The following is a 24916-nucleotide window of genomic DNA, read 5'->3' on the forward strand; positions in this document are numbered from 1 at the left end:
CAGCCGCACCACCAGGAAGACCATTGTGACTCGACGACGAGGAATGTCCCTCGCGGGGCAATACCTGCTGCTGCAGTTGCTCATCGTCCTCGCAGTACTGGTGGGCGTGGTGGCCATCTCGCTGGCCCAGTCCGCTGCCGCCTTCGAGCGCACTGAAGGCAGGCGGGCCCTGTCCGCTGCAGAAGCCCTGGGCGGAAACCCGGTGGTGCGTGAACTCCTCCCCGAGACGGAACCGCGCGGCGGCGCCGTGCTGCCGGCAGTGGCGGAATCGGTGCGCATCGTGTCGGGCTCCTCAAGGGTGGCCCTGGCGCGAATCGACCGGACCGTGGTGGCGTCCTCGGATCCCAGCCTGCTGGGCGAGCCGCTGGAGCTCGGTGCCAGCAGGGTGATGGAAGGCAGGGCCTGGACCGGAGTGGTGGGCGGGACGCCGGCCCCGCTGCTGTCCGCGCACGTCCCGGTCCTGGATGACACCGGGCACATGATCGGGATCGCCTCCATCAGCCGCAGCTATCCCACCATGCTTGAGCGGCTGGGCGAGGCCGTCCCCAACCTCCTGACATACCTGGGTGTTGCGAGTGTCCTGGGCGTGGCCGGGTCCCTGCTGCTGTCGCGCCGGGTGAAGCGGCAGACCCTGGGCATGGAGCCGAGCGAAATCACCAGCCTGGTGGAAAACCGCGAGGCCATGCTGCACGGCCTCAAGGAAGGCGTGGTTGCGCTGGACCTGCACGACCGGATCACGGTGGCCAACCACAGCGCCCGTGCCCTGCTGGGCCTCCCGCCCGACTGTGTGGGCAAGCGCGTGGCGGGACTCGCCGTCGAACCTGCCCTGAAGGAAGTCCTCACCCGCGAGCAGCCCGGGCCGGACCAGCTGCTGCTGGTGGGGGACCGGCTGGTGGTGATGAACCGGCTGCCGTTCGAATCCCGGGGCCGCGTGATCGGCTCCGTCACCACTTTGCGCGACCGCACGGAACTTTCCGAGCTGGAGCAGGAACTGGGAACCACCCGCACCGCCACGGACACCCTCCGCGCCCAAGCCCACGAGTTCGCCAACCAGCTGCACGTGATCTCAGGCCTGATCCAGATCGGTGAGTACGATTCCGTGGTCCAGTTCGTCAACGGTGCCACCGTGGACCGGACCCGACTCAACGATGAGGTGACCGGCCGGATCAAGGACCCGGCGCTCGCGGCCCTGCTGATCGCCAAGTCCAGCCTTGCCGCCGAACGCGGCGCAGCCCTGCAGCTGGACCCGGACTCAGTGCTGGACAGGGTCGATGACGCGCTGTCCAGGGATCTCACCACAGTGGTGGGGAACCTCGTGGACAACGCGTTCGACGCCGTCACGGGCCTCCCGCACGCAGCCGTGAGGGTGTTGGTGGATGGCAGGGCCGGTGAAGACGTGGTGGTGACGGTGCGGGACAACGGTCCCGGCGTTCCGGGTGGCTCCACCGACCGTATTTTCCGCCAGGGCTTCACCACCAAGGAACCGGGCCCCGCCGGCAGCCGCGGCTTTGGCCTGGCGCTGTCCCGGGTGGTCTGCCGCCGGACTGGCGGGAACCTGACCGTGGCCAACGATAATGGGGCTGTCTTTACTGCTGTGCTGAAACGAGGAACCAACCAGCCATGATCAAGGTCCTGATCGTCGACGACGACTTCATGGTGGCCAAGGTGCATGCCGGCTTTATCCAGCGCACGCCGGGCTTCACCGTGGTGGGCGCGGCGCATACCGGCGCCCAGGCCATCGCGGAAACCGGACGGCTCCAGCCCGACCTGGTGCTGCTGGACATCCACCTCCCGGACATCAATGGCCTGGACCTGATGCAGCGCCTGCGCGACGTGGCTCCCGAGCTGGACGTGCTGGTGATCAGCGCCGCCCGGGAGGTGGAAACCGTGCGGAAGGCCCTGCGCGGCGGCATTGTCCACTACCTGATCAAGCCGTTTTCGCAGTCGGACCTGCAGGAACGGCTGGAGCACTACCGCAACGCCTACCAAAGCCTGGATGCGTCCAAGGACGTTGCGGAACAGTCTGATGTCAACCGGGTGTTCGGCCTGGACCGCGCTGAACGTCCACTCCCCAAGGGCTGCAGCATCGAGACGCTCAGGCTGGTGGAGGCCGCCCTGAACGCTGCCACCGGCGACGTGTCTGCGGCGGAAGTGGCCGAGGAACTCGGAACCTCCAGGGTCAGCGCGCGCCGCTACCTGGAGTATCTGCATGACGAAGGAACGCTGGACGTGCGGCTCAAGTACGGCGTGGGCCGTCCGGAGCGCCGGTACGTGCTCAAGGCCTGACCGGGCCAACGGGAAGAGGCTGCCAAGCCCGACAGGCCGTCAGCGCAGGAGGGTGTCCACCAACCGTGCCGCGGTGCGGGCGGTGCGGCCGTCGATATCGAACGCAGGATTGAGTTCCGCTACATCCAGGTGCAGCAGCTTCCCGCTTTGCGCCACCTGCCGGCACGCCGCCGATATGACCGGCAGCGGCACGCCGTAGGCCGCAGGTGCGCTCACCCCGGGCGCGACGGCGGCAGGCAGCACGTCCAGGTCGATGGTCAGGTACAGGACGTCAATGTCTGCCAGGAAGCCGTCGACAAAGTCCCGCACCCGGTCCGCGTCGCACTCCTCGTCCAGCAGGTACCGGACGCCCAGCTTGTCGGCGGTGTCGAACAGGACCTGCGTATTGTTCGGTTCCGAGATACCAACGACGGCGTAACGGAATCCGCGGCCGGCGTCCGCTTCCGCGCGGGCCATCTGGAGGAACGGCGTCCCTGAACTGGGAATGGGCTCGTCCCGGAGGTCGAAGTGGGCGTCAAGGTTCAGGACGCCGAGGCGCTGCCCACCTTGGACGGCGGACGATGCGGCGACGCCGAGGTAGCTGGCGTAGGCAGTTTCGTGGCCACCGCCCAGCACGACAGTCTGGTGCCCGGCGTCGAGCAGGGCCGTCACCGCCCGGCCAAGCCGTTCCTGGCCGGCTTCCAGGCCTTCCCCGGACACCACCACGTCACCAACGTCAGCCACCGCGCGGTCCAGGTGGAAGGCCAGCGGGCCAAGGGCTTTCCGCAGGGCAGCCGGGGCCGCGGAGGCCCCGGTACGGCCCTTGTTGCGCCGTACGCCCTCATCGCTGGCGAAACCCAGCAAGGCGGCAGGCTTCCGGCTGGCAGGCTGAGGCAACCCCTTGTCCGGAGCCCCGGCCGCTCCCTGCCACGACGCACTGCCGGAATTCACAGCCTGCCACCAGCGGCGGTGGCCGGGACCGTCGCCGTCGTACCTTCCTGTCCAAGGCTGGGGCGGGACATCTAGTGCGGAGAGCTGGAACGACATTCTCCAAGCTCATCGCATGCCGGCGGCGAAAGCCAGCAATACCGCCGTCGTCCTGTCCGGGATCCAAGAACCCTGCCGGTGGCCAGTCATTGGCGGGAAACCGCGCCCGCGATGGGTACAGGGAATAGGGTGAGACCCAGCGGGTCCGCGGCAGCATGCAATTCCTGCCGGCCGTCAACCCCAACAATTCCAGGCTGGAGAGCCCATGTTTGAACCCCCCGACATCCTTTTTGCTGCGGCCGGCCTGGCCGTTTTCATCGCCGCGGTACTGCCCAAGCTGCTGCGCAATATGCCGCTGTCCATGCCGATGGTCTTCCTTGGCGCAGGAATGGGTGCCTTCGCCCTGATCCCCTCGCTGCCGGACCCGAACCCGGTGGAACACAGCGACTTCGTGATGCACCTTGCCGAAGTTTGCGTGATCATCTCGCTGATGGGTGCCGGGCTTGCTTTGGACCGGCCGGTGGGACGCAAGCGCTGGGCCACCACCTGGCGGCTCCTGGGCATCGCCATGCCGCTGTGCATCGTGGGACTTACCCTGCTGGGCATGTGGTTCCTGGGCCTGGGGCTGGGCGCGGCGCTGTTGGTGGCCGCCAGCCTCGCGCCCACCGACCCCGTGCTCGCTTCGGAGGTACAGGTGGGCGAGCCCGCAGACCAGGACGAGCACGCGGACAAGGAGGATGAGGTCCGGTTCGGCCTTACTTCGGAAGCCGGGCTCAACGACGGCCTGGCGTTCCCGTTCGTGTACCTTGCCATTGCCATCAGCGTCGCCGGGGCCAGCCCGTCCGCGTGGTTCGGTGAATGGTTTGGATTGGACGTGCTGTGGCGGCTGGCCATCGGGCTTCTCGGCGGCTTCCTCACCGGCAAGCTGCTGGCCAAGCTGTTCTTTTCAGCCCGCGCCGAAAGCCTGCGGCTGTCAAACCACTCGGAAGGGTTCGTGGCACTGGCGGCGACGTTCCTGGCCTACGGGCTGACGGACATGGTGGAGGGTTACGGGTTCATCGCAGTGTTTGTCTGCGCCGTGACCATCCGTGCTGCAGAACGCACCCACGGCTACCACCGGGTGCTGCACTCCTACGTTGAGCAGCTGGAACGGCTTCTGACGGTGGTGATCCTGGTCCTGCTCGGCGGAGCCATTGCCCGGGGGCTGCTTGCCGGCGTCGGCCCTGCGGAAGTGCTGGTGGCCTTGGCTTTCCTGCTGGTGGTTCGGCCGCTGGCAGGCTGGCTGGGCCTGCTGGGCGGCAAGACCGGCCCGCGGGAACGCGTGGCACTGTCTTTCTTCGGCATCCGCGGAATCGGTTCCGTGTACTACGTTGCGTTTGCGCTGGCGGAGGGCCACTTCACGGACCAGGCACGCTGGCTCTGGTCCTTCATTGGGTTGGTCATTGCGCTGTCCATCGTGATCCACGGTGCCACCACATCACCGCTGATGAACCGGCTCGACCGGCTGCGGCAGCGCAAAGCCCTGGCAGTATCCGGGGACGAGGGGCTGGCCCCGAACACCCCGGTGTAGGCGCGCCTGCAGAAACCCGGTCATACACAAAGGGGCTGGTACGGCATCCGCCGCACCAGCCCCTTCTGCAGGCAAGGGTTACTTCATGCCCAGTGCGGCCTCGATGGTTCCGATGGAGAAGAACAGCAGGAAGGCTGCCGCCACGGCCCACATGAGGGGGTGGATGTCCTTGGCGCGGCCCTGAACGGTGCGGATGAGGACGTAGCTGATGAAGCCGGCGCCCAGGCCGTTGGCGATCGAGTAGGTGAACGGCATCAGGGCGAAGGTCAGGAACGCCGGGATGGCGATGCCCCAGTCCTGCCAGTCGATCTTGCCCACCTGGGACACCATCATGAAGCCCACTACCACCAGGGCCGGAGCCACTGCCTCGAACGGCACCAGGTTGATCAGCGGGGTGAAGAACATGGCCACGAGGAACAGCAGGCCGGTCACGATCGAAGCGATGCCCGTCCGGGCACCCTCTCCAATGCCGGCGCCGGCTTCAACGTAGATCTGGTTGGAAGATACTGAGGCGCCGCCGCCGATGATGGCGCCGAGTGCGTCCACCTGGAGCACACGGTCGACGTCGGGGATGTTGCCATGCTCGTCCACCGTGCCGGCTTCGTTGGCCAGGCCCACCATGGTGCCCATGGCGTCGAAGAAAATGCTGAGGAGGATGACGAAGGCCAGCAGCGTGGCGGCCACGAAACCAAGGTGCCCGAAGGCACCGAAGGGGTTCGCCTTGCCGATCAGGGAGAGATCAGGTGCGGCCCAGCCGGAGAATGCGGGCGCCACCAGGGACCAGCCCTGCGGGTTGAAGTTCTTGCCGTCGAAGCTGGGCCCGATGTGCAGGGTGGTCTCAAGGATGACGGCCAGCACCGTGGAGGTGATGATGCCGATCAGGATGGCGCCCTTGATCTTGCGCACCACCAGGGCGATGGTCAGGATCAGGCCGAACACGAACACGGCGGTGGGCCAGCCCAGAAGCTTGCCTTCGAAGCCCAGGCCGACCGGAACGGTGGTGCCTGCAACGTCCGGGATGCGCCGCACGAAGCCGGCGTTAACCAGGCCAATCAAGGCGATGAAAAGCCCGATGCCCACGACGATGGCGGTCTTGAGTCCCTCCGGTACGGCTTTGAAGACCGCGGTCCGGAAACCGGTGAGGACCAGGATCAGCATGGTCACGCCGGACAGGACCACCAGGCCCATCATGTCCGGCCAGGTGAGACCGGGGTTGGTGGCCACGGTGACAGCCACGAAGGCGTTGACGCCAAGGCCGGTGGCCAGGGCGAAGGGATGCCGTCCCCAGGCCCCCATGAGAATGGTGAGGACGCCGGCCACCAGTGCGGTTACGGCCGCGACGGCGGTGAAGCCCAGGGTGGTGCCGTTGGAGTCCGCGCCGGACAGGATGAGGGGGTTCAGCACCACGATGTAGCTCATGGCGAAGAACGTGGCGAACCCGCCGCGGATCTCGCGGGAAAGGTTGGAGCCGCGCTCGGTGACCCTGAAATACCGGTCCAGGGCAGAGCCTTGCTTAAGCATTAGTCCTCCGGGGGAGTGTGTGGGAATACCTGCATCCTAATGGTGCGGCCCGGGGCGGGGCGCCAAATTCGCCTAGTCTGTAAGGAAGCCAACACAAGGAGCAGCCCAAACATGCGCCAAATCCGCCGCCAGTTGCTGGGCCTCGTGCTCGGATCCTTTGTCTTTGCCGCCGCAGCGCTGGGGCTGGCAGGCCCGGCTTTGGCCCATGATGCTGCAGAGTCCACCAGTCCCGCCCAGGGCGCTTCGCTCGCCGCGCCGCCGGAGGAGGTTTCCGTGACCTTCAGCAACACGCCGCTGGGCATCGGATCGTCCTTCTCGATCAAGGATGCGGGCGGCACGGAATGGGCTGACGGCTCCGTCCGGATTGTCGACAACGTGGCAACCCAGAAGCTTCGGCAGGGAGGCCCGTCGGGTGCGTATACCGTTGCGTGGCGCGTGGTCGGCTCGGACTCCCACCCCATCGAAGGCACCTTCACCTTCACCGTGGCCGTCGGCGCAGCTGGGGCTGCCCCCTCCGCAACTTCCCCGGCGAAAAGTTCGACGGCGGCGGGTACGGTACCGAGCATGGGCACGGCACAGCCCGGAGTGACGGAAGAGCCATCCAGGCCGGCTAAGACGGGGGAGCCCTTCCAATGGAGCATTGTGATCTTTGCCCTCGTCGCGGTGGGGCTGCTGGTGGCCCTTGGGGTGCTGGCCCGGCGCCGGCTGAACGGCGACGGGGACGCGGGAGGGAAGGGCGGGGAGTAGCTGCCGCAAGCAGGGCCGGAAGGCCCGGGCCTGACGGCGGGAAGGGGGTGGAGCGTCAGCAGCTCAGCACCGCAAGGCTCCCCGTTGCCGGGAAGGTACCGCCTGGTAGTTGGGCGGTGCCCTGGTTGACCTTGGCGGAGATTGCCTGGCCCACGGTCTTGGCCTGGCGCAGTACTTCCTTGGGCGAGGGCGTAATCAGTTCGCCCACGCCCACCAGGTAGATGCCGATGGCCCGCATAGCCGCGGCCACGTTGCGGCCAACCGTAATGCCGAAGTCATTGAGCATGCGCCGCAGTTGGCTGTGGGCGCACCGGGTCAGCACAATGTGGTCGGCCACCAGGACGCCTGTGGGGGTGTGCACGTGCCACTGCGGGGTCGATTCGTGTCCCGGGCCTTCCAGCATGGTCAGCTGCACGGCGCGGGTGGTGTTCCGGACATCGACACGATGGCTTGCTGCGTAGTTGCGGAGATGGCGGAGGATCTCGTTCCGTTCCCGGAGGGTATCGCTGTCTGCCGCATCGCAGCGCTGGAGTGAGGAGGTGTTGGCGGGTTGGTTGGCGCCAAGGATGTCCAGCCCGTCCACCACGATGGAGTCCACCCCGTGGCGGCTCAGTTCGGCGGCCACGGCCAGCCCGGACAGGCCCGTGCCAATGATCACCGTGGTGGTCTGTTCGGTCCCCGCATCCCCAGGCACGCTTGACACTACAGTTTCCCTCCTTCGAAGCTTTCAGCAGGCGCCGGCATCCTCGCCGGCCCGCGTCCCGGTACTCCCAAAGTCCGGACGCAGAGTATGGCCGGAAACGTCCTGGCAGGAAGTTGCGCTTGGCGTCCCGGACCAACAATGTCCTGAAGACTACAGAACAAAAGCGGCTGTGAATAGCCCAATGGAGAAAACATTCCTGCGGCCGTGAAGGCGCTTTCCGGCGGCCGCCGGAAAGCCTGTGGATAGCTGGAGCCAACGACGCCTGAGCAGCCTGGCCGAGCCTGTGGATAACCGGGTTCAATCGCCTCTGAACAGGCTTGCTAAGCCTGTGGGGACGGAGAATAGTGGGAAGCGGGAAACAGTCTTTTCCTGCCGGTGCAGCCCGGAATCGGGATGTGCGGGGGAGGGGCCGTTTTCTGGCAGAATAGCCGCAACATTAGGCGTATCGCGAGGAGGCGGCCCCCATGGGCTCACGAGAGTTGCATCCGGACCCGGCCCGGGATGGTGGCGGTGCGTCTGACGCTCCCCATGGCATCGTGGTGGGCGTTGACGGCTCGGACCATGGCCAGTGCGCCCTGGTGTGGGCCGCACGGGAAGCCCAGCGCCGCCGTCGTCCCCTCCATATCGTCACCGCCTACTCTGTCCCGATCTTCGCCGCGTCCGGATTGGACGGCGGCTACGCCACGGTGGACGATTCCGTCATCCGTGAAGGTGCCGAGGCCATCCTCAAGCAGGCGCTGGAGAAGATTGCGCCGTACGACGTGGACGTGACTTCCTCCGTGGAAAACGGTGACGCGGCAGGAGTGCTGCTGGAGATCTCCGAAAGCGCGGAACTGCTGGTGGTGGGAACCCGCGGCCGCGGCGGTTTCGTGGGCCGGCTCCTGGGCTCGGTCAGCAGTGCACTTCCCGCCCATGCCAAATGCCCCACAGTGACGGTGCCCTTGTTCTGCTCGGACCGGCTCGGCGAGACCACTGAGGACCGCCGGGTCAAGGCTGAGCAGGCCAAGTCCGGGCACCGGCAAGTGGAGAACGTTGTGGTGGTCGGGGTGGATGGTTCCGAGCAGGCGCGCGTTGCCGTCCTCGAAGCAGCTGACCAGGCCGAACGTCTTGGCGCCTCCCTGCGCGTGGTGTGCGCCGTACCCCAGTACAGCGGTTCCCTGGCCTGGGTGCCGGCGCCGATGGACCGCAAGGCCCTGTTCGACGACATCCGGGTCACCCTGGAGGCCGGCATGGCCTGGCTTCGCAGCCACTACCCCCACCTTGAGGCCGAGTACGAGCTGAAGGACGGTTCGCCGGTTGACGTGCTCGTTGAAGAAAGCCGCCACGTGGAGCTGGTGGTAGTGGGCACCCGCGGCCGCGGCGGCTTCACCGGGATGCTCCTGGGTTCGACGTCCGACGGCGTGCTTCACCACGCCAAGGGACCGGTCATGGTGGTCCCGGACAGGGAGGACCCGCGCATGGCGGACCGGGGACGGTTCGGCCCAATCCTGGGCGACGTCGCCTAGGCCAGGCCCGGGACTGCCAGGCAGCACGGCTTTCAGGCATACGGCACCTGGAACATGGCGCAGCAAGGGTCGCCGTCGGCCGGCACCGGCGCGGACGCACTGGTGCTGGAGTTGCGCGGCCTCGGCGCCGGAATGCTGGCATTGGTGGGCGGCAAGGCAGCCAACCTCGGTGAGCTGTTGTCTGCCGGATTGCCGGTCCCTGACGGGTTCTGCCTGACGACCGTTGGGTACCGGCAGGCCATCGGCGCTTCAGACACCCTGCTTCCCGCGCTGGCAGGGGTCTACGCAGCCTTGGGGGAGGCAGCACGGGCCGGCGCCGAGGACACACCCGACATAGCCGGGCTGGCCGGAACCGCACGGGCAGCAATCCTGGCAGCTCCAATTCCGGGCACTGTTGCCCAAGCCGTGGAACAGGCTTACGCCGCCCTCGGTCCCGACGTACCGGTCGCCGTCAGGTCTTCGGCCACCGCTGAGGACCTGCCCTTCGCCAGTTTTGCCGGGCAACAGGACACGTACCTCAACGTGGTGGGAGTGCCTGCGGTGCTGGAGGCTGTCCGGCATTGCTGGGCCTCGCTGTGGACAGACCGGGCAACGGCGTACCGGGCGAGCCTGGGGATTGACCCTGCGGGGGTGGCGCTCGCGGTGGTGGTGCAGCGGATGGTGGATGCCGAGACCGCGGGTGTCATGTTCACGGCGAATCCCCTCACCGGCAGCCGCCGGCAGGTAATGCTGGACGCCAGTCCAGGCCTGGGCGAGGCGGTGGTCTCCGGCGCGGTCAATCCGGACCACTTCGTGGTCGATGCGCTGACCGGCAGGGTGGTGGAACAGGAACTGGGCGTCAAGGGCATCGAGGTGCGGCCACTTCCTGGTGGCGGGACGCAGATCCGGGAGTTGCCGGAAGGCCATGCTGCTGCCTGCCTGACGGGCAGCCAGTTGCGTGCGCTTGCCAGCCTGGGCCTGCAGGCCCAGGAGCACTTCGGCGCCCCGCAGGACACTGAGTGGGCCGTAGACCACGCAGGCGTCCTCTGGCTCACCCAGTCCCGGCCGATCACCACTCTGTACCCGGTTCCGAGGAGCAACGGTGCCGCGGGCCTGGCTCCGCGGGCGAAATCCGTTGCCGGCACCAGGGCGTACCTCTGCTTCAGCCTGGCCCAGGGGCTGACCCGGCCGCTCACCCCCATGGGGCTCGCGGCTGTCCGCCTGATTGCTTCCTCCGTGGCCACGGCCGCCGGCTTTCCTGTTCCTGATCCCCGGAGCGGACCGTCACCCTATGCCGAGGCCGGGCAGCGGATCTACGTCGACTTCACCACCCCCATCCGCAGCGCCATAGGCCGGCGCATCATTCCCCGGGTCTTCGACATCATGGAAGCGCGGACCGCCCGTCATGCGCCGCCTGATGGAGGACCCGGCCTTTTCGGTAACCAGGAGGACGCCGTTCGGGTTGCTGCGCCACGTCGCGCCAGTGGCGATCCGCGCCAAGGTTCCCACCACTCTCGTCCATGCCCTCCTCCGGCCCCGCGCGGCACTGCACCGGCTGGACCAGTTCACCCGGGACTTTGAGGCCTCACTGGCTCCCGATACGGGCGTTGACACCATGGCGCGCCTCGACCACGCCGAATCGCTGGTTGGGTCACGACTGTTCTTGATTGTGCCCGCCATCCTGCCCCTTCCCGCCCTGGGCTTCGCCATGTTGGGCCTTGCCGGAAAGCTGCTTGGCGGGGATGCCTGGGACGAACTGCAGCCGGTGATCCGCGGCCTGCCGCACAATGTCACCACGGAAATGGACCTGGAATTGTGGCGCCTCGCAACGGCCATCCAGGAAGATGCTGACTCACGCACCGCGCTCCTGACGGAGAATCCTTCCGACCTGGCGGCCGCTTTCCATGCCGGGGAGCTGCCGGCTCGCCTGGACGCCGGCCTGGGAAGGTTCCTGGACAGGTACGGCCAGCGGGCAGTGGGTGAAATCGACGTCGGACTGCCGCGATGGTTGGAGGAGCCGGCACACATCCTGGGAGTCCTTGCCAACTACCTCCGGCTGGATAACCCGGCCCTGGCACCTGATGCCCAGTTCAGCAAGGCAGCCGAGGACGCGGAAGAGCAGGTGGCCCGGTTGGTCGCCCAGGCCGCCGCCCGTGGCAGGATCAGGGGCATGCTGGTGGCTGCTGCGCTGCGGAGGGCGCGGTTGTTTGCCGGCCTTCGGGAGCTGCCAAAGTACCTGCTGGTGACCGGCCTCGGGGAAGTCCGCAGGCAGCTGCTCCTGGTGGGCAGGGAGCTGGAGCAGGCGGGCACCATTGAGTGCCGGGAGGACGTCTTCTTCCTGGACTTCGCTGAGGCCCGTCAAGCACTGGCGGACAACGCCCGGGACACCGAAGGGCCGGGCCAGGGCCTTCGGCGGGTTGTCGCAGCCCGCCGCCAGGAGTACGCAAGGGAGCTCAGGCGCCGGCACATCCCCCGGGTGCTGCTCTCGGACGGGACCGAACCGGAAGCGGTGCGGGCCGCCGTCGGAAACTCCGGGGACGGAGCTTCCGGGAATGGAATTCTGGCCGGCAGCCCGGCTTCGGCGGGTATGGTCACTGCCCCGGCAAGGGTCATCCTGGATCCGGTCGGCGCCCGCCTCGAGCCGGGCGAGATCCTGGTGGCGCCCTCCACGGACCCCGGCTGGACACCGCTGTTCCTCACGGCCGGAGGGCTGGTGATGGAGATGGGCGGAGCGAACTCACACGGCGCCGTGGTGGCAAGGGAGTACGGCATTCCCGCCGTAGTGGGAGTGGCGGACGCCACCGCGCGCATCAGCACAGGCCAAAGAATAACGGTCGACGGCGGCGCGGGAACCGTGGTGCCGGAACATCCAGGAACGCTCCGGGATGGAGGGCTGCCAAGGGGCGCGGAGCCACCAGCACAGGCGTAGTCTTTCTTTATGGGCTCCAACAGGCTGGGTTCCAGCGGACGCTTGCAGGTCAATAAAACAGCACCAGGTCGCCGGGTGTGGCTGCGGTGGCTGCCTGCCGTGGCGGCCCCGGCAGTCATAGCCGCGGGCGCCCTCGCTGGATCCCTCCCGGCAGGGGCCAGCGACCCCCTGCCTGCCAAGACGCCCGCCCAGGTCCTGGAACTGGCAGCCAGCCACCAGGTCCAGGCACTCTCGGGGACCGTGGAGCAGTCGGCCGACCTGGGGCTGCCAGAGCTGCCTGCCGCCGGAAAGCCGTCCACGCCTGCCTCCCCGGGCAGCGTAGCTTCGGTGATTGAGCTTTTGTCCGGCAAACACAGTGCGCGGGTCTTCCTGGATGGAAAGGACAATGCCCGGGTCCAGGTGATGGACCAACTGGCCGAGCGGGACGTGGTCCGCCACGGCAGCGACGTGTGGTTCTATTCGTCGAAGGACAACACGGCGGCGCACCTGGCGTTGCCCGCCCATGACCCTGCACAGCCAAAAGACCATCAAGGGGCGGGCGGGGTGCATACCCCGGCCGAGGTGGCCCAGCAGTTCCTGTCCAAGGTTGACCACACCACCGCCGTTTCCGTGGGGCCGGACGTTTCCGTTGCCGGCCGGGCAGCATACAACCTGCTGATCGAACCACGCAGCGACGCAACCCTGGTGGGCAAGGTGGCCATCGCCGTCGACGGTCGCAACGGCTTGCCCCTGTCCGTCCAGGTGACCGCACGTGGAGCGGACAAGCCCGCTTTCAGCTCTGGTTTCACCAGCCTCTCCCTGGCCGTCCCCGACCAGTCCGTCTTCGCCTTCACCCCGCCGCCGGGCAGCACCGTCAAGGAACTCCCCGTTCAGGACAAGTCCCGTGAGCGTCCGGACGGTTCCCACCAGGACGCCATGCACAAGGGTGCCAAGGGACAGGTGTCCGTCACCGGCACCGGTTGGGAAACCGTGGTGGGCACGGTGCATGGCAATGCCTCGGCTGCCGAATCCGTCCTGAAGGATCCACTGCTGTCCCAGGCTGCCGTCGCCGTACCCGGCGGCCGGCTGCTCTCCACGGCACTCGTCAACGTCCTGGTCACCGACGACGGACGGATCTTCGCGGGGATGGTGCCGCCGGAACGGCTGCAGTCAGCAGCAGCGGCCCAGTAAGTGGTGGCCGGACGGGGAGTGGTGGTCGGGCGGGGGCTGGTGCGGTGAGCGGCGCGCTGGCGATTGAAACCCGTGGCCTGAGCAAGCACTTTGGCCAGCAGGCCGCCGTCGACCACGTGGACCTGGCCGTTCCGCACGGGACGGTCTTTGGCTTCCTGGGGCCCAACGGATCCGGCAAGACCACCACCATCCGCATGCTGTTGGGGCTGGCGGCTGCGTCCGCCGGGACGGTAAGCCTGCTGGGCCGCGAGATGCCGGACAAACTCCACGAGGTCTTGCCGCGCGTGGGGGCCCTGGTTGAAGGGCCGGCCTTTTACCCTTTCCTCTCCGCCGCCGCCAACCTCCACCGGCTGGATTCAGCCAGCCGGCATACTGTGCCCGCCACCCGGAAGGCGCGCGTGCAGCAGGCGCTGGAACGCGTTGGCCTGGAGCACGCAGCAGGCAAACGGGTGCACGCGTACTCGCTGGGAATGAAGCAGCGGCTGGGCATTGCCAACGCCCTGCTCTCGCCGCGGGACCTGCTGGTGCTGGACGAGCCCACCAACGGGCTGGATCCGCAGGGCACCAGGGAAGTCCGCAACCTGGTGCGGTCGCTGGCGCATGAGGGCACCACCGTTTTTGTCTCCAGCCACCTGCTGGCCGAGGTGGACCAGATGTGCACCCACGCCGCCGTCATGAGCGCGGGCAGGCTCGTGGCGCAGGGGCCGCTCGCTGAACTGCGGCAAGCCGGGTCCACCCGGCTCCGGCTGGTGACACCCGACGGCGGGAGTGCCCGGGAGGTCCTGGCCCGCCTCGGGCTGGCGCCTGAACCCGGACAGGCTGGACCGCGTTCTCAACCCGACGGGGAGACTGTTGTAGCGGTGCTTCAAACCGGCGCCCAACAGCCGGGGGTGCTCCCGGAGGACGTTGTGGCGCACCTGGTGCAGGCCGGCGTCCGGGTCCGGGGCTTCGTCGTCGAGCGTGAAAGCCTTGAAGACCGCTTTGTTGCCCTTACCGGGGAAGGATTCGACGTTGCCCAGTAGCGTGCCCGCCGACATGCCCGAAGCCGCCGGAACGGCCCGGCCGGTAGCAGCCCCGCGAAGCTCCGGATTTTCCCTGCTTGGGTCCGAGCTCAAGGTCCTGTTCGGGCGCCGGCGCACCTGGGCGCTGCTCCTGGCCCTGGCGGCCATCCCGGTCCTCATCGCCATCGCAGTGAGGGTCTCCTCCAACGTTCCGCCTGGCCGGGGTCCCGCCTTCCTTGACCGGATCACCCAAAACGGCCTGTTCGTTGCCTTCACCGCCATGCTGGTCTCCGTACCGCTGTTCATGCCGCTCGCGGTGGGCGTGGTGGCCGGGGACACCATCGCCGGGGAAGCGAACCTGGGAACCCTCAGGTACCTGCTGGTGGCGCCGGCGGGACGGGTGCGGCTCCTGCTGGTCAAGTACGCAGGCGCGCTGGCCTTCTGCGTCGCGGCACCCTTAACGGTGGGCGCAGCCGGTGCGGCCATCGGAGCCGCGCTTTTCCCGGTAGGCCCGGTGACGCTGCTCTCCGGGGGTGTGGTCCAGCCGGGCGAAGCTGCCCTGCGCATCGTGCTGATCGCCGCCTACCTGGCGATATCCCTGGCGGGCCTTTCCGCGATTGGGCTGTTCCTGTCCACCCTGACAGTGGTTCCCGTCGGGGCAATGGCCGCCACCGTGGTTGTCTCGGTAGTGTCGCAGGTCGCCGACCAGCTGCCGCAGCTGGAGTGGCTGCACCCGTGGCTTTTCAGCCACTACTGGCTTGGCTTCGGCGACATGCTGCGCCAGCCGGTGGTGTGGGATTCTTTCGCCAGCAACGCGCTGCTCCAGGCAGGCTACGTGGCAGTGTTCGGGGCGCTCGCCTACGGCCGGTTCGTCACCAAGGACATTCTGAGCTGACGACGGCGGCGGCGGATTTCAATGCCGCGCCGCCCGGCGGACGGTCCGCGTGGGTGAGGATCAGTAGCGGGCCGCGTACGGGTAAAGCTCCATGCCCACCATGGAGCTGATGCTGGACACGGTGATGCCTTCCTGCGGGTTGAGGGCCTGCACCACCTGGCCGTTGCCCAGGTAGATCGCCACGTGGTAGAAGTTCGGTGCCGAGCCCCAGACCAGCAGGTCGCCGCGGCGGGCCTGTGAAATCGGGACGTGGACCGGGGCGGCCGCGTACTGCTGGGAAGCGGTGCGCGGCAGGTAGGTGCCGGCTGCGGCGAAGGCGTTCTGCACCAATCCGGAGCAGTCGAAACCATAGACGCCGGTTCCGCCCCACTGGTAGTAATACGGAGCGCCCACCTTTCCCAGGGCCACGGAGATTGCTGCTTCATATGTGCCCGAACCCGTTGAAGGTGCTGGCGCCGGCGCCGGAGCGGGCGCGGGTGCGGGGGCAGGTGCGGGTGCCGGAGCGACGGGCGCGGGTGCGGGAGCAGCGGGCGCGGGTGCGGGGGCAGCAGGGGCAGGTGCCGGAGCAACCGGCGCAGCAGGCGCCGGTGCGGGGGCAGCAGGCGCCGGTGCGGCAGGCGCTGCGGGGGCCGCTCCTGCCGGAGCGGGAGCCGCAGGTGCCACGTCCTGGCTGCGGTTGTTCTGGCCGGCACCCCGGTTTTGCCCAGCTTGATTTTGGGCTGCCTGATCCTGGGCGGCTTTGTCCGCGGCGGCCTTGTCCGCGGCGGCGGACAGCGCGGCGAGGCGGGCCTCCTCGCGCTGCCGGTCCAAAGCATCTACGCGCGCTGACTCAAGCGCCACCGTGGTGTTGCGGAGCTGTGCGAGCTGGTCCACCAGGACGGTCCGCTGGGCCTTGGCGTCGGCCACTGCCTTCGCCTGCGCGGCATTCGCCTGTTCCGCCTGGGACTTCCGTTGCTCCGCAGTCTTGGCCGCATCGTCGGCGGCCTTGGTGGCGTCCTCCGCAGCCGCGGTCAGCGAACGGTAGGCAGTGGCTGCGGCGTCGGCAGCTTCGAAGGCCCGGCTGCGGCTGGCAGAGAGGGCCTCAAGCGTGGCGGCCTGCTGCAGGCTTTCACCGCCGCTGGCCAGCGTTCCGAGGGTGGGGTTCAGGCCTCCGTTCCGGTACAGGTCACCGGCGAGCTGGCCCACCTGCTTGCGGGTCTTGTCCTGCTGTTCCCGGGCGGATCCGGCCTTGGCCGAGGCCACCGACGCCGCTTCGGTCCGTTGCTGCAGTTCCACCAATGCCTCGCTGTAGGCGTTATTGGCCTGCATGGCCACGGCGAACGCGGCCTGCTGCGCGGTGGACGCGTCGGCCAGGATGCGCTCGATGTCGGTGACCTTATCCGCCGTCGCGGACTCGCTGGCCTTGGCCGCGGCAATGTCCTCGGGCGAGGGAATCCCGGGCGACGCCGGAACGGTCAAGGGAAGGGATGGCGCCGGGACCGCGGCTGCAGGTGTTGCCACGGAAGCAAAAAGGACGACGGCGGCGCACAGCACGGCCGTCCTGCGGCCGGATCCGGATAAAGCCATCTGCAGAGACCTCGCAACGGTAAGGCTGGGAGTGAGGTTCTGGATGTGGCACAACCGTGCCCCTCAGCTGCTCGCCAGCAGTCCGAGGTTACGTGACCCTTTGCACATTAGCAACAGCAGTCACATCAATAACATAAACCACAACAGTGTCATTAGGGGCAGAATTTGCGGGGTGTGTCGGATCAGGCGTGTTGGCGTTCCTCATGTTCTGAGTGACTGGCGGGCTCCAGTTGGAAGGTGCAGTGGTCGGTATCAAAGTGCGAGCCCAGACAGGTGATGAGCTTGTCCAGCAGCTGGTCGGCGCCCCGGGCGTTGAGTACTCCGTCCTCCACCACCACGTGGGCGGAGAACACTGGTACGCCTGACGTGATGGTCCAGATATGGATGTCGTGCACGTCCGTCACACCCGCCACGGAAAGGATGTGTTCCCGGATCATCTGGACCTCCACTCCTTTGGGGCTGGCTTCCAGGAGGACGTCCACCACGTCGCGCAGCAGGCTCCAGGCCCGCGGGAGGATCATCAGCGCGATCAGGACGGAGGCAATGGTGTCCGCTGCCTGGAAGCCGGTCAGCATGATCACCACCGCTGCGATGATGACGGCCACCGAGCCCAAGAGGTCGCCCAGCACCTCCAGGTAGGCGCCGCGGATGTTCAGGCTCTCCTCCTGCGCCGTTCGCAGGACCAGCAGCGATACCAGGTTGGCGACGGCGCCGAGGATGGCGGCAAACAGCATGATGTCCGTCCGCACTTCCGGGGGTGCGCCGAACCGCCTGATGGCTTCGGTGAAAATGACGACGGAAATCACGATCAGGATCAGCGCATTGGCCAGTGCCGCGAGAACCTCCGCACGCTGGAAGCCATAGGTCCGCTGATCGCTTGCGGGGCGGCCCGCGATCCACGCAGCCAGCAGGGCGATGGTGACGCCGGCCGCGTCGGAGAGCATATGTCCGGCGTCCGCCAGGAGGGAAAGCGACCCGGAGAGAATGGAACCCACGATCTGGATGGCCACCACGTCAAGGGTGATCCCCAGGACGGCCACAAGCCGCTTCCGGTGCCGCCCGGTGCCGGTGATCCCGTGGCTGTGACTGTGGTCATGTCCCATGATTACAAGGCTAGCCCCAGCCCAGTTCGTGCAGCCGGTCATCGGAGATCCCGAAGTGGTGCGCTATTTCGTGGACTACGGTCACGGCAACTTCGTGGATTACGTCGTCCCGGGAGGCGCAGATTTCCAGGATGGGTTCGCGGAAGATCGTGATCCGGTCCGGGAGGGAACCGGCGTCCCACCACGAATCGCGCTCCGTCAGCGGAACCCCTTCGTACAGTCCCAGCAGCACGGTGTCCGGGTCTTCCCCGGGTCCGGGCACGTAATCGTCGTCAATGAAGACCGCAACGTTGTCCATGGCGCGGGCCAGCCGCTCCGGAATGCTGTCGAGGGCGTCCTGGACAGCGGCCTCGAAGTCGTCGGGGGACATAGTGAAACCGGAAGGCTCATGCCCTCCGTCGGGAACGATCGGCAGGCCCGGCGGCAGGTTGGCTGTCATGCCCAGACCCTACCGCTGGAAGCGTTGATGCCGGATGCGGTCCGCGGCGTCCTGCGCCGGGTCAGCCCCACTCCCACCAGGCACACCAGCCCGCCCACCAGCCCCCATGCGGTGGGGATCTCGCCCAGGAGCAGCCAGGAGATGAGGACGGTAGTGCCGGGGACCAGGTAGGTGGTGGCGGCGAGTTTCCCGGCATCCACCAGCGACAACGCGTAAGCCCAGGTGGTGAAGGCGATGGCGGTCGGGAAAACGCCCAGGTACACCAGCCCCAGCGTGGCCTGCGGCGGGGCGGCCTGCACTTCGGACACCAGCTGCCCTGCAAAGGGCAGGCAGCACAGGGCTCCCACCACGATGCCGAACCACGTGGCCTGGGCCGCGGGGAATTTCCGCACCACCGGTTTCTGGATGATGACGCTGACCGCGGCGAGCACCGCTGCAAGGAGGCAAAGCGCCACACCCGCCAGGTCCGCCGTCGAACTTTCCCCAGGTACGCGCGGCCGGCCCGAGCCAAAGGCGATCAACGCGACCCCGGAAAACGCCACCGTGCTGCCGATCAGCAGCCAGCGCGGAAAGCCTTCCTTGAGGAAGATGCCCGCCATGATGGCCACCAGGATGGGGTTGACGTTGATCAGCAAGGCGCTGGTGCCGGCATCCAGGATGTGCTCTGCTGCGTTCAATGCCACGTTGTACCCGCCGAACCACATCACCCCATAGGCGAGGATGGGCAGCCATTCGCGGCCCTGGGGCAACAGCCGGCTCTTGAGCAGTTGTGGCACCACCAGGAAAGCCAGGACGACGGCGGCAATCGCCAGCCTGCCCAGTGTCAGGGAGCCGGGGGAGAAGTGCGGGCCGATGGCCCGGATGCCCACGAACGCCGAGGCCCACAGGACCACGGTGACCACCATGGCCGCCACGCCCAGTGCCTTGACGGGAGCAGCAGCTGGAGCTTGCGGAGGAAAAGGTTGACGCGCGGGACTGGTGGAAGGCATGAGATAAATCTACGGCGGATGCCGGCGTCGGACTGGCGGGAATCGGCCACGTCGGTGCCCTCGGCTAGGATGCGGACTATGCTCTCCCCCCAGGTTCCCGCCCGTGATACCCCGCGCCTTATCCGGAGAGTCATCTGGATCGCAATGGCTGTCATCGTCTTGGGCGGGGTGGCCTGGTATGCCCTTTTCACTGCCACCAAGCCCCCGCAGTCCGCATCCCCGGCAGCGGGCCAGGAACAACTCGTGCGCGCGGACAGCCACCGGCTCACCGCACCCCCCGAGGAAAAGGCGCAGCTGGTGGAGTTCCTCGACTTCGAGTGCCCCTCCTGCGGGGCCGTGCACCCCTTTGTGGAGGAGCTCAAAGCGGAGTTCGGGGACAGGATCACGTTCGTCAACAGGTACTTTCCGCTGTCCGCCCACCCCAACTCCGGCCAGGCAGCGCTTGCTGTGGAGGCGGCCGCACAACAGGGCCAGTACCGGCAGATGGCAAACAAGCTGTTCGAACACCAGTCCCAATGGGCCGGAAACCAACAATCCCAGGCGCCCCTGTTCCGCACCTACGCGCAGGAGTTGGGGCTCAACATCGCGGAGTTCGATGCCGCCGTCGCCAACTCCGAAACCGAAGACCGCATCCTGGCCGATATCGCCGACGGCAATGCCCTTGGTGTCAACGGCACGCCCACCTTCTTCCTCAACGGGGAGAAGCTGACGCTAAGCACCAAAGCGGATTTCCGGCAGAAGCTGGCCGACGCCGCCAAATAACGGAGATGCAGCCGGCTGGTGCTGCCGTGGCGGGAAGGCCGCCCTTTATTTACGCCGACCCTTTCTTTCCCCAGCGACTACTTTTGCCGTCCCTACTGTCCGCCAGCCCAGGCGAGCAGCTTATCCACCGGCCAGGTGGTGATGATCCGTTCGGGCGGCACGTTGTTGCGGGCTGCCCGCTCCGCGCCGTACTGCAGGAAGTCCAGTTGCCCCGGCGCATGGGCATCACTGTCGATGGAGAACAGGCAGCCTGCCTCCAGCGCCAACTGGATCAGGGCGTCCGGTGGGTCCTGCCGCTCCGGGCGGGAATTGATCTCGACGGCCACGTCGTGTTCCGCGCACGCTGCGAACACTTCCTTGGCGTCGAAGTCCGACGGCGGCCGGGTTCCGCGCGAGCCCTCGACGAGCCGCCCGGTGCAGTGGCCCAGGATGTTGGTCTGCGGGTCCTGGATGCCGCCGAGCATCCGGGTGGTCATGGTTTTCCGGTCGGCGCGCAGCTTTGAGTGGACGCTGGCCACCACGATGTCCAGGCGGTCCAGCAGTTCCGGCTCCTGGTCGAGCTCGCCGGACTCCAGGATGTCCACTTCGATCCCGGTCAGGAGCCGGGTGGCCCCGCCGTTGCTGTTGATGCCCGCCACTACGTCCAGTTGGTCCACCAGGCGCTCGGGCGACAGTCCATTGGCGATGGTGAGGTTGGGGGAGTGGTCGGTCAGGGCCAGGTACTCCCTGCCCAGCACCTCCGCAGCAGCCACCATCAGCTCAATGGGGGAGCCGCCGTCGGACCATTCGCTGTGGCTGTGCAGGTCGCCACGCAGCGCCGCCCGGAGGTCTGCCCCACCGGATGCCAACGGCTGGGTGCCCTTCTCCCTGAGGTCTGCCAGGTAGCCGGGCACTTGCCCGTCCACGGCCTCCCGGATGACAGCGTAGGTCCGGTCGCCGATTCCCTTCATGGACTTGAGTCGGCCGGTGCGGGCCCGCAATGCCACTTCGTCAGGGCCAAGGGGGTTGATGGCAGCTGCCGCCTTGCGGAAGGCCTGGACCTTGAAGGTGGCGGCGCGTCCGCGCTCCAGCCAGAAAGCAATCTCGTTGAGCGCTGCGACGGCATCCATCCGTCCATCTTTACCCGTAAGGCGCTGGAAAAGTGGGGTCTTGCGCCAATTTTGGAATATTCCCGGTTACCCCCTATAGTTGTGGAGTCCCGTTCGGAGAACGCAAAGGACAAAGACGGAAAGCCCCGCTTGACGCCTTTTATTTTGTTCCGGACAGGTTCTGGCCCCCATCGTCTAGCGGCCTAGGACACCGCCCTTTCACGGCGGCGGCACGGGTTCGAATCCCGTTGGGGGTACTCAAGGAACTGGTCAAGCAGGCTCAAAAAGTCTGGTAGGCTGGAAGCCTTGAAAAAAGCGGTAGAGATACTGCGAAGCAAGAAACGCAAGGCCCTGTAGCGCAGTTGGTTAGCGCGCCGCCCTGTCACGGCGGAGGTCGCGGGTTCAAGTCCCGTCAGGGTCGCTCTGATTGTTGGAAGAGATTCCGGCTGTCATGGTGACTAGTCACCTAGGCTCTGTAGCTCAGTTGGTAGAGCGTTCGACTGAAAATCGAAAGGTCACCGGATCGACGCCGGTCGGAGCCACCACTGGGAAGCATCAGTTCTTCGGAACTGGTGCTTTTCTGCTTTAACCCCTGATGTCTCTTCCAGCGCAGTGTCACAGGCTGGGGATAGGGTGGAAGCAACAGAAGGGGGAGTGCCTGATGGAATACCAGAACCCACAACCCGTGGTGCCAAGCCGTCCCGCCGCAAGCCCGGCCCCGGGCCCCGGACGGACCGTCATCTCCGAGACTGCGGTGGCCAAGGTCGCAGGAATCGCCGCGCGGGCAGTTCCGGGCGTCTATTCCCTTGGGTCGGGTCCGTCCCGTGCCCTGGGCGCCATCCGCGACGCCGTCGGAAGCTCCGACCACGCCGCCGGTGTCCGTGCTGAAGTGGGCGAAACCCAGGTAGCAGTGGACATCACCCTGGTGGCAAGCTATGGAACACCCCTGCACTCACTGGCCAATGCGGTCCGCGCCGCTGTCTACCGCGCCGTCGAGGAACTGGTGGGCCTGCAGGTCATCGAGGTTAACGTGGAAATAGCGGACGTCTACGTGCCCCCGCCCGTCAAAACCACCCCGCCCGCAACGGCCGAACGGGAGGCACTGCTGTGAGCCTCACGGTGGCAGGCGTGGCGATGGGCGCCTTCGTGGCTTTCATGTCCCTGCAATTCGGGCTGTGGGGCTTCCTTGTCTCCTTGCTCTTCATGGCCATCGGAGCGCTCCTGGGCCGGGCTGCGGAAGGGAAACTGGACCTGCGCGGCGTCTTAGATGCCATCACCGGCCGGCGTTCCTCCTCATGACAACACCCGCACCCGTTATGCCTGGGCAGGTGCTCGGCGGCCACAACCGGATCAGCACCCAGGCATTGACCAGCCTTGCCAGGGTGGCGGCGGCGCAGGCCTTGGGCGTCGACGCCCAGGATGTTCGGGCGGATTGGACGGACGACGACGGCCTGCTGGCTTTATCCCTCGTTGCCCCCATCAGCATCCCGCCTTTGCAGTCCGTGGTGCTGGAGCCGGCACGGGTGCAGGCGGCCGGCGGGTCCGTCTGGGACCGCACCGTCAGGGCCAAGGCAACCATCCTGGCAACAGTTTCCGAACTGAGCGGTTCCCGGTTGAGCCGCGTGGATATCCGCATCAGCGGGGCAAGGATCAGCACAGCAAGGACCAGTGCAGGAGGGCGGGTGCGGTGAGCAGCAGCGTGGAAGACCGCGGGGCGGCTGAGGAGACCCGGGGGAGCACCGGGACCCTCATGCGCAGGGTCCTTTACCGTGAGACCCACTCCTCCCGTGCCTCCGTGTCCATTGCCGCCGCTGCCCTCGTCCTAATTTTGGCTGCCTACGGCGTGCTGGAATCCGGGGTCCACGCCGTGGGCCAGCCCGCCTGGCTCATTGAGCCGCAGGTTGCCGCCCAGCGCATCGTGGACCTTCCGGCCGGGATCTCCCCGCTGCTGCTGTCAGCGATTGGCGCCGTCCTTGCCATGCTGGGCCTGATCTTCTTCCTTAATGGGGTCCTCCCAGGAAAACGCGCCCGCCACCTGCTGGCCGGTGCACCCGGCGAGGGCCTCCCGGCCGTGGTGGTGGATGACGAGGTCATTGCATCCTCGCTTGCCCGCCGCGCGCGCCTGGCCGCCAACGTCACGCCTGAACAGGTCATGGTGGTTGTTTCCCAGCGACAGGTGCTGGTCAACGTGCGTCCCACGTCCGGAATCCCCGTGGACCAGGACAGGGTATTGGACGCAATCCGCGACGAGCTGGACCAGATGCTGCTGGAACCTGCTCCCGTTCCGCGCGTCAACGTCACTGCTTCCGGGGTGGTTGGGGCATGAACAGCACCCCGGCACTGCTCAACCGCATCCTGCTCACTGTGCTGGGCCTGGCCCTGCTTGGAGCAGGGATCCTGTTGGTGCTGTTGGCGGCCGTTCCTCCCGTTGCTTCCTGGTGGCACGCCTGGTCCGGCGGGGTCTGGGGCGGGCTCACCCGGCTTTTCGAGTCCACGCGGTTCCCTGGCCGGTCGGAAAGCTGGTTGTGGATTGTCGTGGCAGTGGCGCTGCTGGGGCTGATGGGCCTCATGGTGGCCTGGATCGCCCAGCAAGGAAAAGGCCGGTCGAACCTCCTCGCAGCCGAATACGATCCCGGTGACACCCCCGGCGACGTCCGCATCGGCGGCGGGGTAGCGGAACAGGCGCTGAAGCAGGCTTTGGAGGGGAGACCGGACTTGGCCGGTGCCACGGTCACTGCCTATGACGTGAAGGGCTCGCCCGCATTGAAGGTCCGTCTTCTTCCGCGCCAGGGTGTCGCACCGCATCTGCTCGCGGCCGAGGTGTCAGGACTCGTGCACGCGCTGGAGTCCGTTGTGGGCAAGGAGGTGCCGGTCCTCATCCACATCGGGGCAGGGGCGCGGACGCGCTTCAGCCGGGCCGAGCGCGTCCGCTAGGTTGCCCCTGGTGCCGGCGGGCGCTGCTGCCGGTACTGCACGCCCTTCCCGGTTACCGACCGCCGTGAAGATGCCGGCCGATTTCAAGGCGCTGCCTGCTTTGAAGATAAACAGTGCAGTCCACGGGGATTTCCTGGATGGCGGCCCACTCTTCGGCGGGTTCGGGACCGCTGGAAAGGACCACGGCATAACCTTCGGGCACGGGGGCCGAGGCGAAGCTCATGTTGGACAAGACCACTGTTTCCCCATTGCGGAAAGCCAGCAGCCCGGTGCCCGGCGAGTGTTCATCGGTCCACTCCACGGTGCCGCTGCCCAGGCGCTGGGCTGCCCTGAACGCCAACGCTGCGCGGTAGAGCTCCAGCGTTGAGCCGTCCTCGCCGTCCTGTTTGTCGGCGGCTAGAGGGCCGAAGCTTTCGGGCTGCGGGAGCCACGGTTTGGGCGCTTTTGCGGAAGCGCCTTGGGAAAAACCATAACCGGGTTCTTCCCCTGCCCACGGCAGCGGAACCCGGCAACCATCGCGCCCGATTTCTGCGCCGTGGGTCCGGAAGAACGTCGGGTCCTGCCTGGCCTCCGCAGGGAGGGTAGTGTGCTCCGGAAGTCCCAGCTCCTCACCTTGGTAAAGGTAGGCCGAACCCGGCAGGGCCAGTGCAACCAGCGTGGCGGGCCGGGCCCCGGTCCGGACCCAGGATGCGTCCGGTTGTTCTTTGTCCGGGGCAATCCCCCTTTGAAAAATGGTGGGATCCCTCCACCCCAACCCAGTGAA

The 24916-nt window shown here is 67.1% G+C and carries 22 protein-coding genes, 3 tRNA genes and 2 pseudogenes; 18 read left to right on the top strand and 9 right to left on the bottom strand.

Going from position 1 to position 24916, the window contains the following annotated elements:
- The first annotated feature begins 43 nt into the window (after positions 1–43).
- On the top strand, positions 44–1624 hold the full coding sequence (locus ACETK3_RS17995) for a sensor histidine kinase (protein ID WP_236802766.1): 1581 nt from the start codon (positions 44–46) through the stop codon (positions 1622–1624).
- The gene (locus ACETK3_RS18000) at positions 1621–2286 is read left to right on the top strand and encodes a response regulator (RefSeq protein WP_236800849.1); all 666 of its coding nucleotides are present in this window, start codon (positions 1621–1623) and stop codon (positions 2284–2286) included. The genes ACETK3_RS17995 and ACETK3_RS18000 overlap by 4 nt, the downstream gene beginning before the upstream one ends.
- 39 nt (positions 2287–2325) lie before the next feature.
- On the opposite strand, the gene hutG is transcribed toward ACETK3_RS18000, so the two are convergent.
- On the bottom strand, positions 2326–3312 hold the full coding sequence (hutG, locus tag ACETK3_RS18005; protein ID WP_373993297.1) for a formimidoylglutamase: 987 nt from the start codon (positions 3310–3312) through the stop codon (positions 2326–2328).
- 205 nt (positions 3313–3517) lie between these two features.
- On the opposite strand from hutG, the gene ACETK3_RS18010 reads away from it, so the two are divergent.
- On the top strand, positions 3518–4822 hold the full coding sequence (locus ACETK3_RS18010) for a sodium:proton antiporter (RefSeq protein ID WP_236800851.1): 1305 nt from the start codon (positions 3518–3520) through the stop codon (positions 4820–4822).
- Positions 4823–4900: 78 nt separating this feature from the next.
- Here the strand turns inward: ACETK3_RS18010 and ACETK3_RS18015 are convergent, their stop codons facing one another.
- The gene (locus ACETK3_RS18015; RefSeq protein ID WP_373993298.1) at positions 4901–6343 is read right to left on the bottom strand and encodes an NCS2 family permease; all 1443 of its coding nucleotides are present in this window, start codon (positions 6341–6343) and stop codon (positions 4901–4903) included.
- A 111-nt stretch (positions 6344–6454) separates the two neighbouring features.
- On the opposite strand from ACETK3_RS18015, the gene ACETK3_RS18020 reads away from it, so the two are divergent.
- Positions 6455–7090 (top strand): copper resistance protein CopC, encoded by a 636-nt coding sequence (locus ACETK3_RS18020; protein ID WP_373993299.1) that lies wholly within the window; start codon positions 6455–6457, stop codon positions 7088–7090.
- Positions 7091–7145: 55 nt separating this feature from the next.
- On the opposite strand, the gene ACETK3_RS18025 is transcribed toward ACETK3_RS18020, so the two are convergent.
- The gene (locus tag ACETK3_RS18025) at positions 7146–7784 is read right to left on the bottom strand and encodes an NAD(P)-binding protein (RefSeq protein ID WP_236821967.1); all 639 of its coding nucleotides are present in this window, start codon (positions 7782–7784) and stop codon (positions 7146–7148) included.
- A gap of 473 nt (positions 7785–8257) precedes the next feature.
- Between ACETK3_RS18025 and ACETK3_RS18030 the strand changes: the two genes are divergently transcribed.
- The 5 genes and pseudogenes from ACETK3_RS18030 to ACETK3_RS18050 all read left to right on the top strand — a co-directional run bounded on the left by ACETK3_RS18030 (position 8258) and on the right by ACETK3_RS18050 (position 15272).
- Positions 8258–9298, top strand: a complete 1041-nt coding sequence (locus tag ACETK3_RS18030) for a universal stress protein (RefSeq protein WP_236800856.1) — start codon at positions 8258–8260, stop codon at positions 9296–9298.
- 54 nt (positions 9299–9352) lie between these two features.
- Positions 9353–12206 (top strand): annotated as a pseudogene (locus ACETK3_RS18035) (PEP/pyruvate-binding domain-containing protein).
- A gap of 9 nt (positions 12207–12215) precedes the next feature.
- Positions 12216–13376 (top strand): outer membrane lipoprotein carrier protein LolA, encoded by a 1161-nt coding sequence (locus tag ACETK3_RS18040; protein ID WP_373993300.1) that lies wholly within the window; start codon positions 12216–12218, stop codon positions 13374–13376.
- 44 nt (positions 13377–13420) lie between these two features.
- Positions 13421–14398: an ABC transporter ATP-binding protein gene (locus ACETK3_RS18045; RefSeq protein WP_306968631.1), complete on the top strand. Its 978-nt coding sequence runs from the start codon at positions 13421–13423 to the stop codon at positions 14396–14398.
- 13 nt (positions 14399–14411) lie between these two features.
- Positions 14412–15272, top strand: coding sequence for an ABC transporter permease (locus ACETK3_RS18050; protein WP_373993305.1), 861 nt, complete (start codon positions 14412–14414; stop codon positions 15270–15272).
- 60 nt (positions 15273–15332) lie between these two features.
- Here ACETK3_RS18050 and ACETK3_RS18055 read toward each other — a convergent pair whose 3' ends face one another.
- From ACETK3_RS18055 to ACETK3_RS18070, 4 genes are all read right to left on the bottom strand, one after another.
- Complete coding sequence (locus ACETK3_RS18055) at positions 15333–16838, bottom strand: C40 family peptidase (RefSeq protein WP_306968632.1); 1506 nt, start codon at positions 16836–16838, stop codon at positions 15333–15335.
- Between the two features lie 182 nt (positions 16839–17020).
- Positions 17021–17941, bottom strand: coding sequence for a cation diffusion facilitator family transporter (locus tag ACETK3_RS18060; RefSeq protein WP_373993301.1), 921 nt, complete (start codon positions 17939–17941; stop codon positions 17021–17023).
- Between the two features lie 10 nt (positions 17942–17951).
- The gene (locus ACETK3_RS18065; RefSeq protein ID WP_236800861.1) at positions 17952–18380 is read right to left on the bottom strand and encodes a metallopeptidase family protein; all 429 of its coding nucleotides are present in this window, start codon (positions 18378–18380) and stop codon (positions 17952–17954) included.
- A complete protein-coding gene (locus ACETK3_RS18070) occupies positions 18377–19369 on the bottom strand; it encodes a DMT family transporter (protein ID WP_373993302.1) in 993 nt (330 codons plus the stop codon). The genes ACETK3_RS18065 and ACETK3_RS18070 overlap by 4 nt, the downstream gene beginning before the upstream one ends.
- Positions 19370–19447: 78 nt before the next feature.
- On the opposite strand from ACETK3_RS18070, the gene ACETK3_RS18075 reads away from it, so the two are divergent.
- Positions 19448–20131: a thioredoxin domain-containing protein gene (locus ACETK3_RS18075; RefSeq protein WP_236821167.1), complete on the top strand. Its 684-nt coding sequence runs from the start codon at positions 19448–19450 to the stop codon at positions 20129–20131.
- A 92-nt stretch (positions 20132–20223) separates the two neighbouring features.
- On the opposite strand, the gene ACETK3_RS18080 is transcribed toward ACETK3_RS18075, so the two are convergent.
- Entirely contained in the window at positions 20224–21240 is a 1017-nt protein-coding gene (locus ACETK3_RS18080) for a PHP domain-containing protein (protein ID WP_236821168.1), read from the bottom strand.
- Between the two features lie 163 nt (positions 21241–21403).
- On the opposite strand from ACETK3_RS18080, the gene ACETK3_RS18085 reads away from it, so the two are divergent.
- The 8 genes from ACETK3_RS18085 (at position 21404) to ACETK3_RS18120 (ending at position 24153) form a co-directional block, all read left to right on the top strand.
- A tRNA-Glu gene (locus ACETK3_RS18085) sits at positions 21404–21476 on the top strand.
- Positions 21477–21566: 90 nt separating this feature from the next.
- Positions 21567–21640, top strand: a tRNA-Asp gene (locus ACETK3_RS18090).
- 48 nt (positions 21641–21688) lie between these two features.
- Positions 21689–21764 (top strand) — tRNA-Phe (locus ACETK3_RS18095).
- 116 nt (positions 21765–21880) lie between these two features.
- Positions 21881–22330 (top strand): Asp23/Gls24 family envelope stress response protein, encoded by a 450-nt coding sequence (locus ACETK3_RS18100; RefSeq protein WP_236800864.1) that lies wholly within the window; start codon positions 21881–21883, stop codon positions 22328–22330.
- Positions 22327–22518, top strand: a complete 192-nt coding sequence (locus ACETK3_RS18105) for a hypothetical protein (RefSeq protein WP_236800865.1) — start codon at positions 22327–22329, stop codon at positions 22516–22518. The genes ACETK3_RS18100 and ACETK3_RS18105 overlap by 4 nt, the downstream gene beginning before the upstream one ends.
- Positions 22515–22910, top strand: a complete 396-nt coding sequence (locus ACETK3_RS18110) for a hypothetical protein (protein WP_236800866.1) — start codon at positions 22515–22517, stop codon at positions 22908–22910. Before ACETK3_RS18105 ends, ACETK3_RS18110 begins: the two co-directional genes overlap by 4 nt.
- Complete coding sequence (locus tag ACETK3_RS18115; RefSeq protein ID WP_236800867.1) at positions 22907–23545, top strand: hypothetical protein; 639 nt, start codon at positions 22907–22909, stop codon at positions 23543–23545. The genes ACETK3_RS18110 and ACETK3_RS18115 overlap by 4 nt, the downstream gene beginning before the upstream one ends.
- The gene (locus ACETK3_RS18120; protein ID WP_236800868.1) at positions 23542–24153 is read left to right on the top strand and encodes a hypothetical protein; all 612 of its coding nucleotides are present in this window, start codon (positions 23542–23544) and stop codon (positions 24151–24153) included. The genes ACETK3_RS18115 and ACETK3_RS18120 overlap by 4 nt, the downstream gene beginning before the upstream one ends.
- 52 nt (positions 24154–24205) lie before the next feature.
- On the opposite strand, the pseudogene ACETK3_RS18125 reads toward ACETK3_RS18120, so the two are convergent.
- Positions 24206–24916: pseudogene (locus tag ACETK3_RS18125) on the bottom strand (alpha-amylase); the annotation flags it as partial.

The organism is Arthrobacter sp. E44, assembly GCF_041877125.1.
GTDB lineage: Bacteria > Actinomycetota > Actinomycetes > Actinomycetales > Micrococcaceae > Arthrobacter.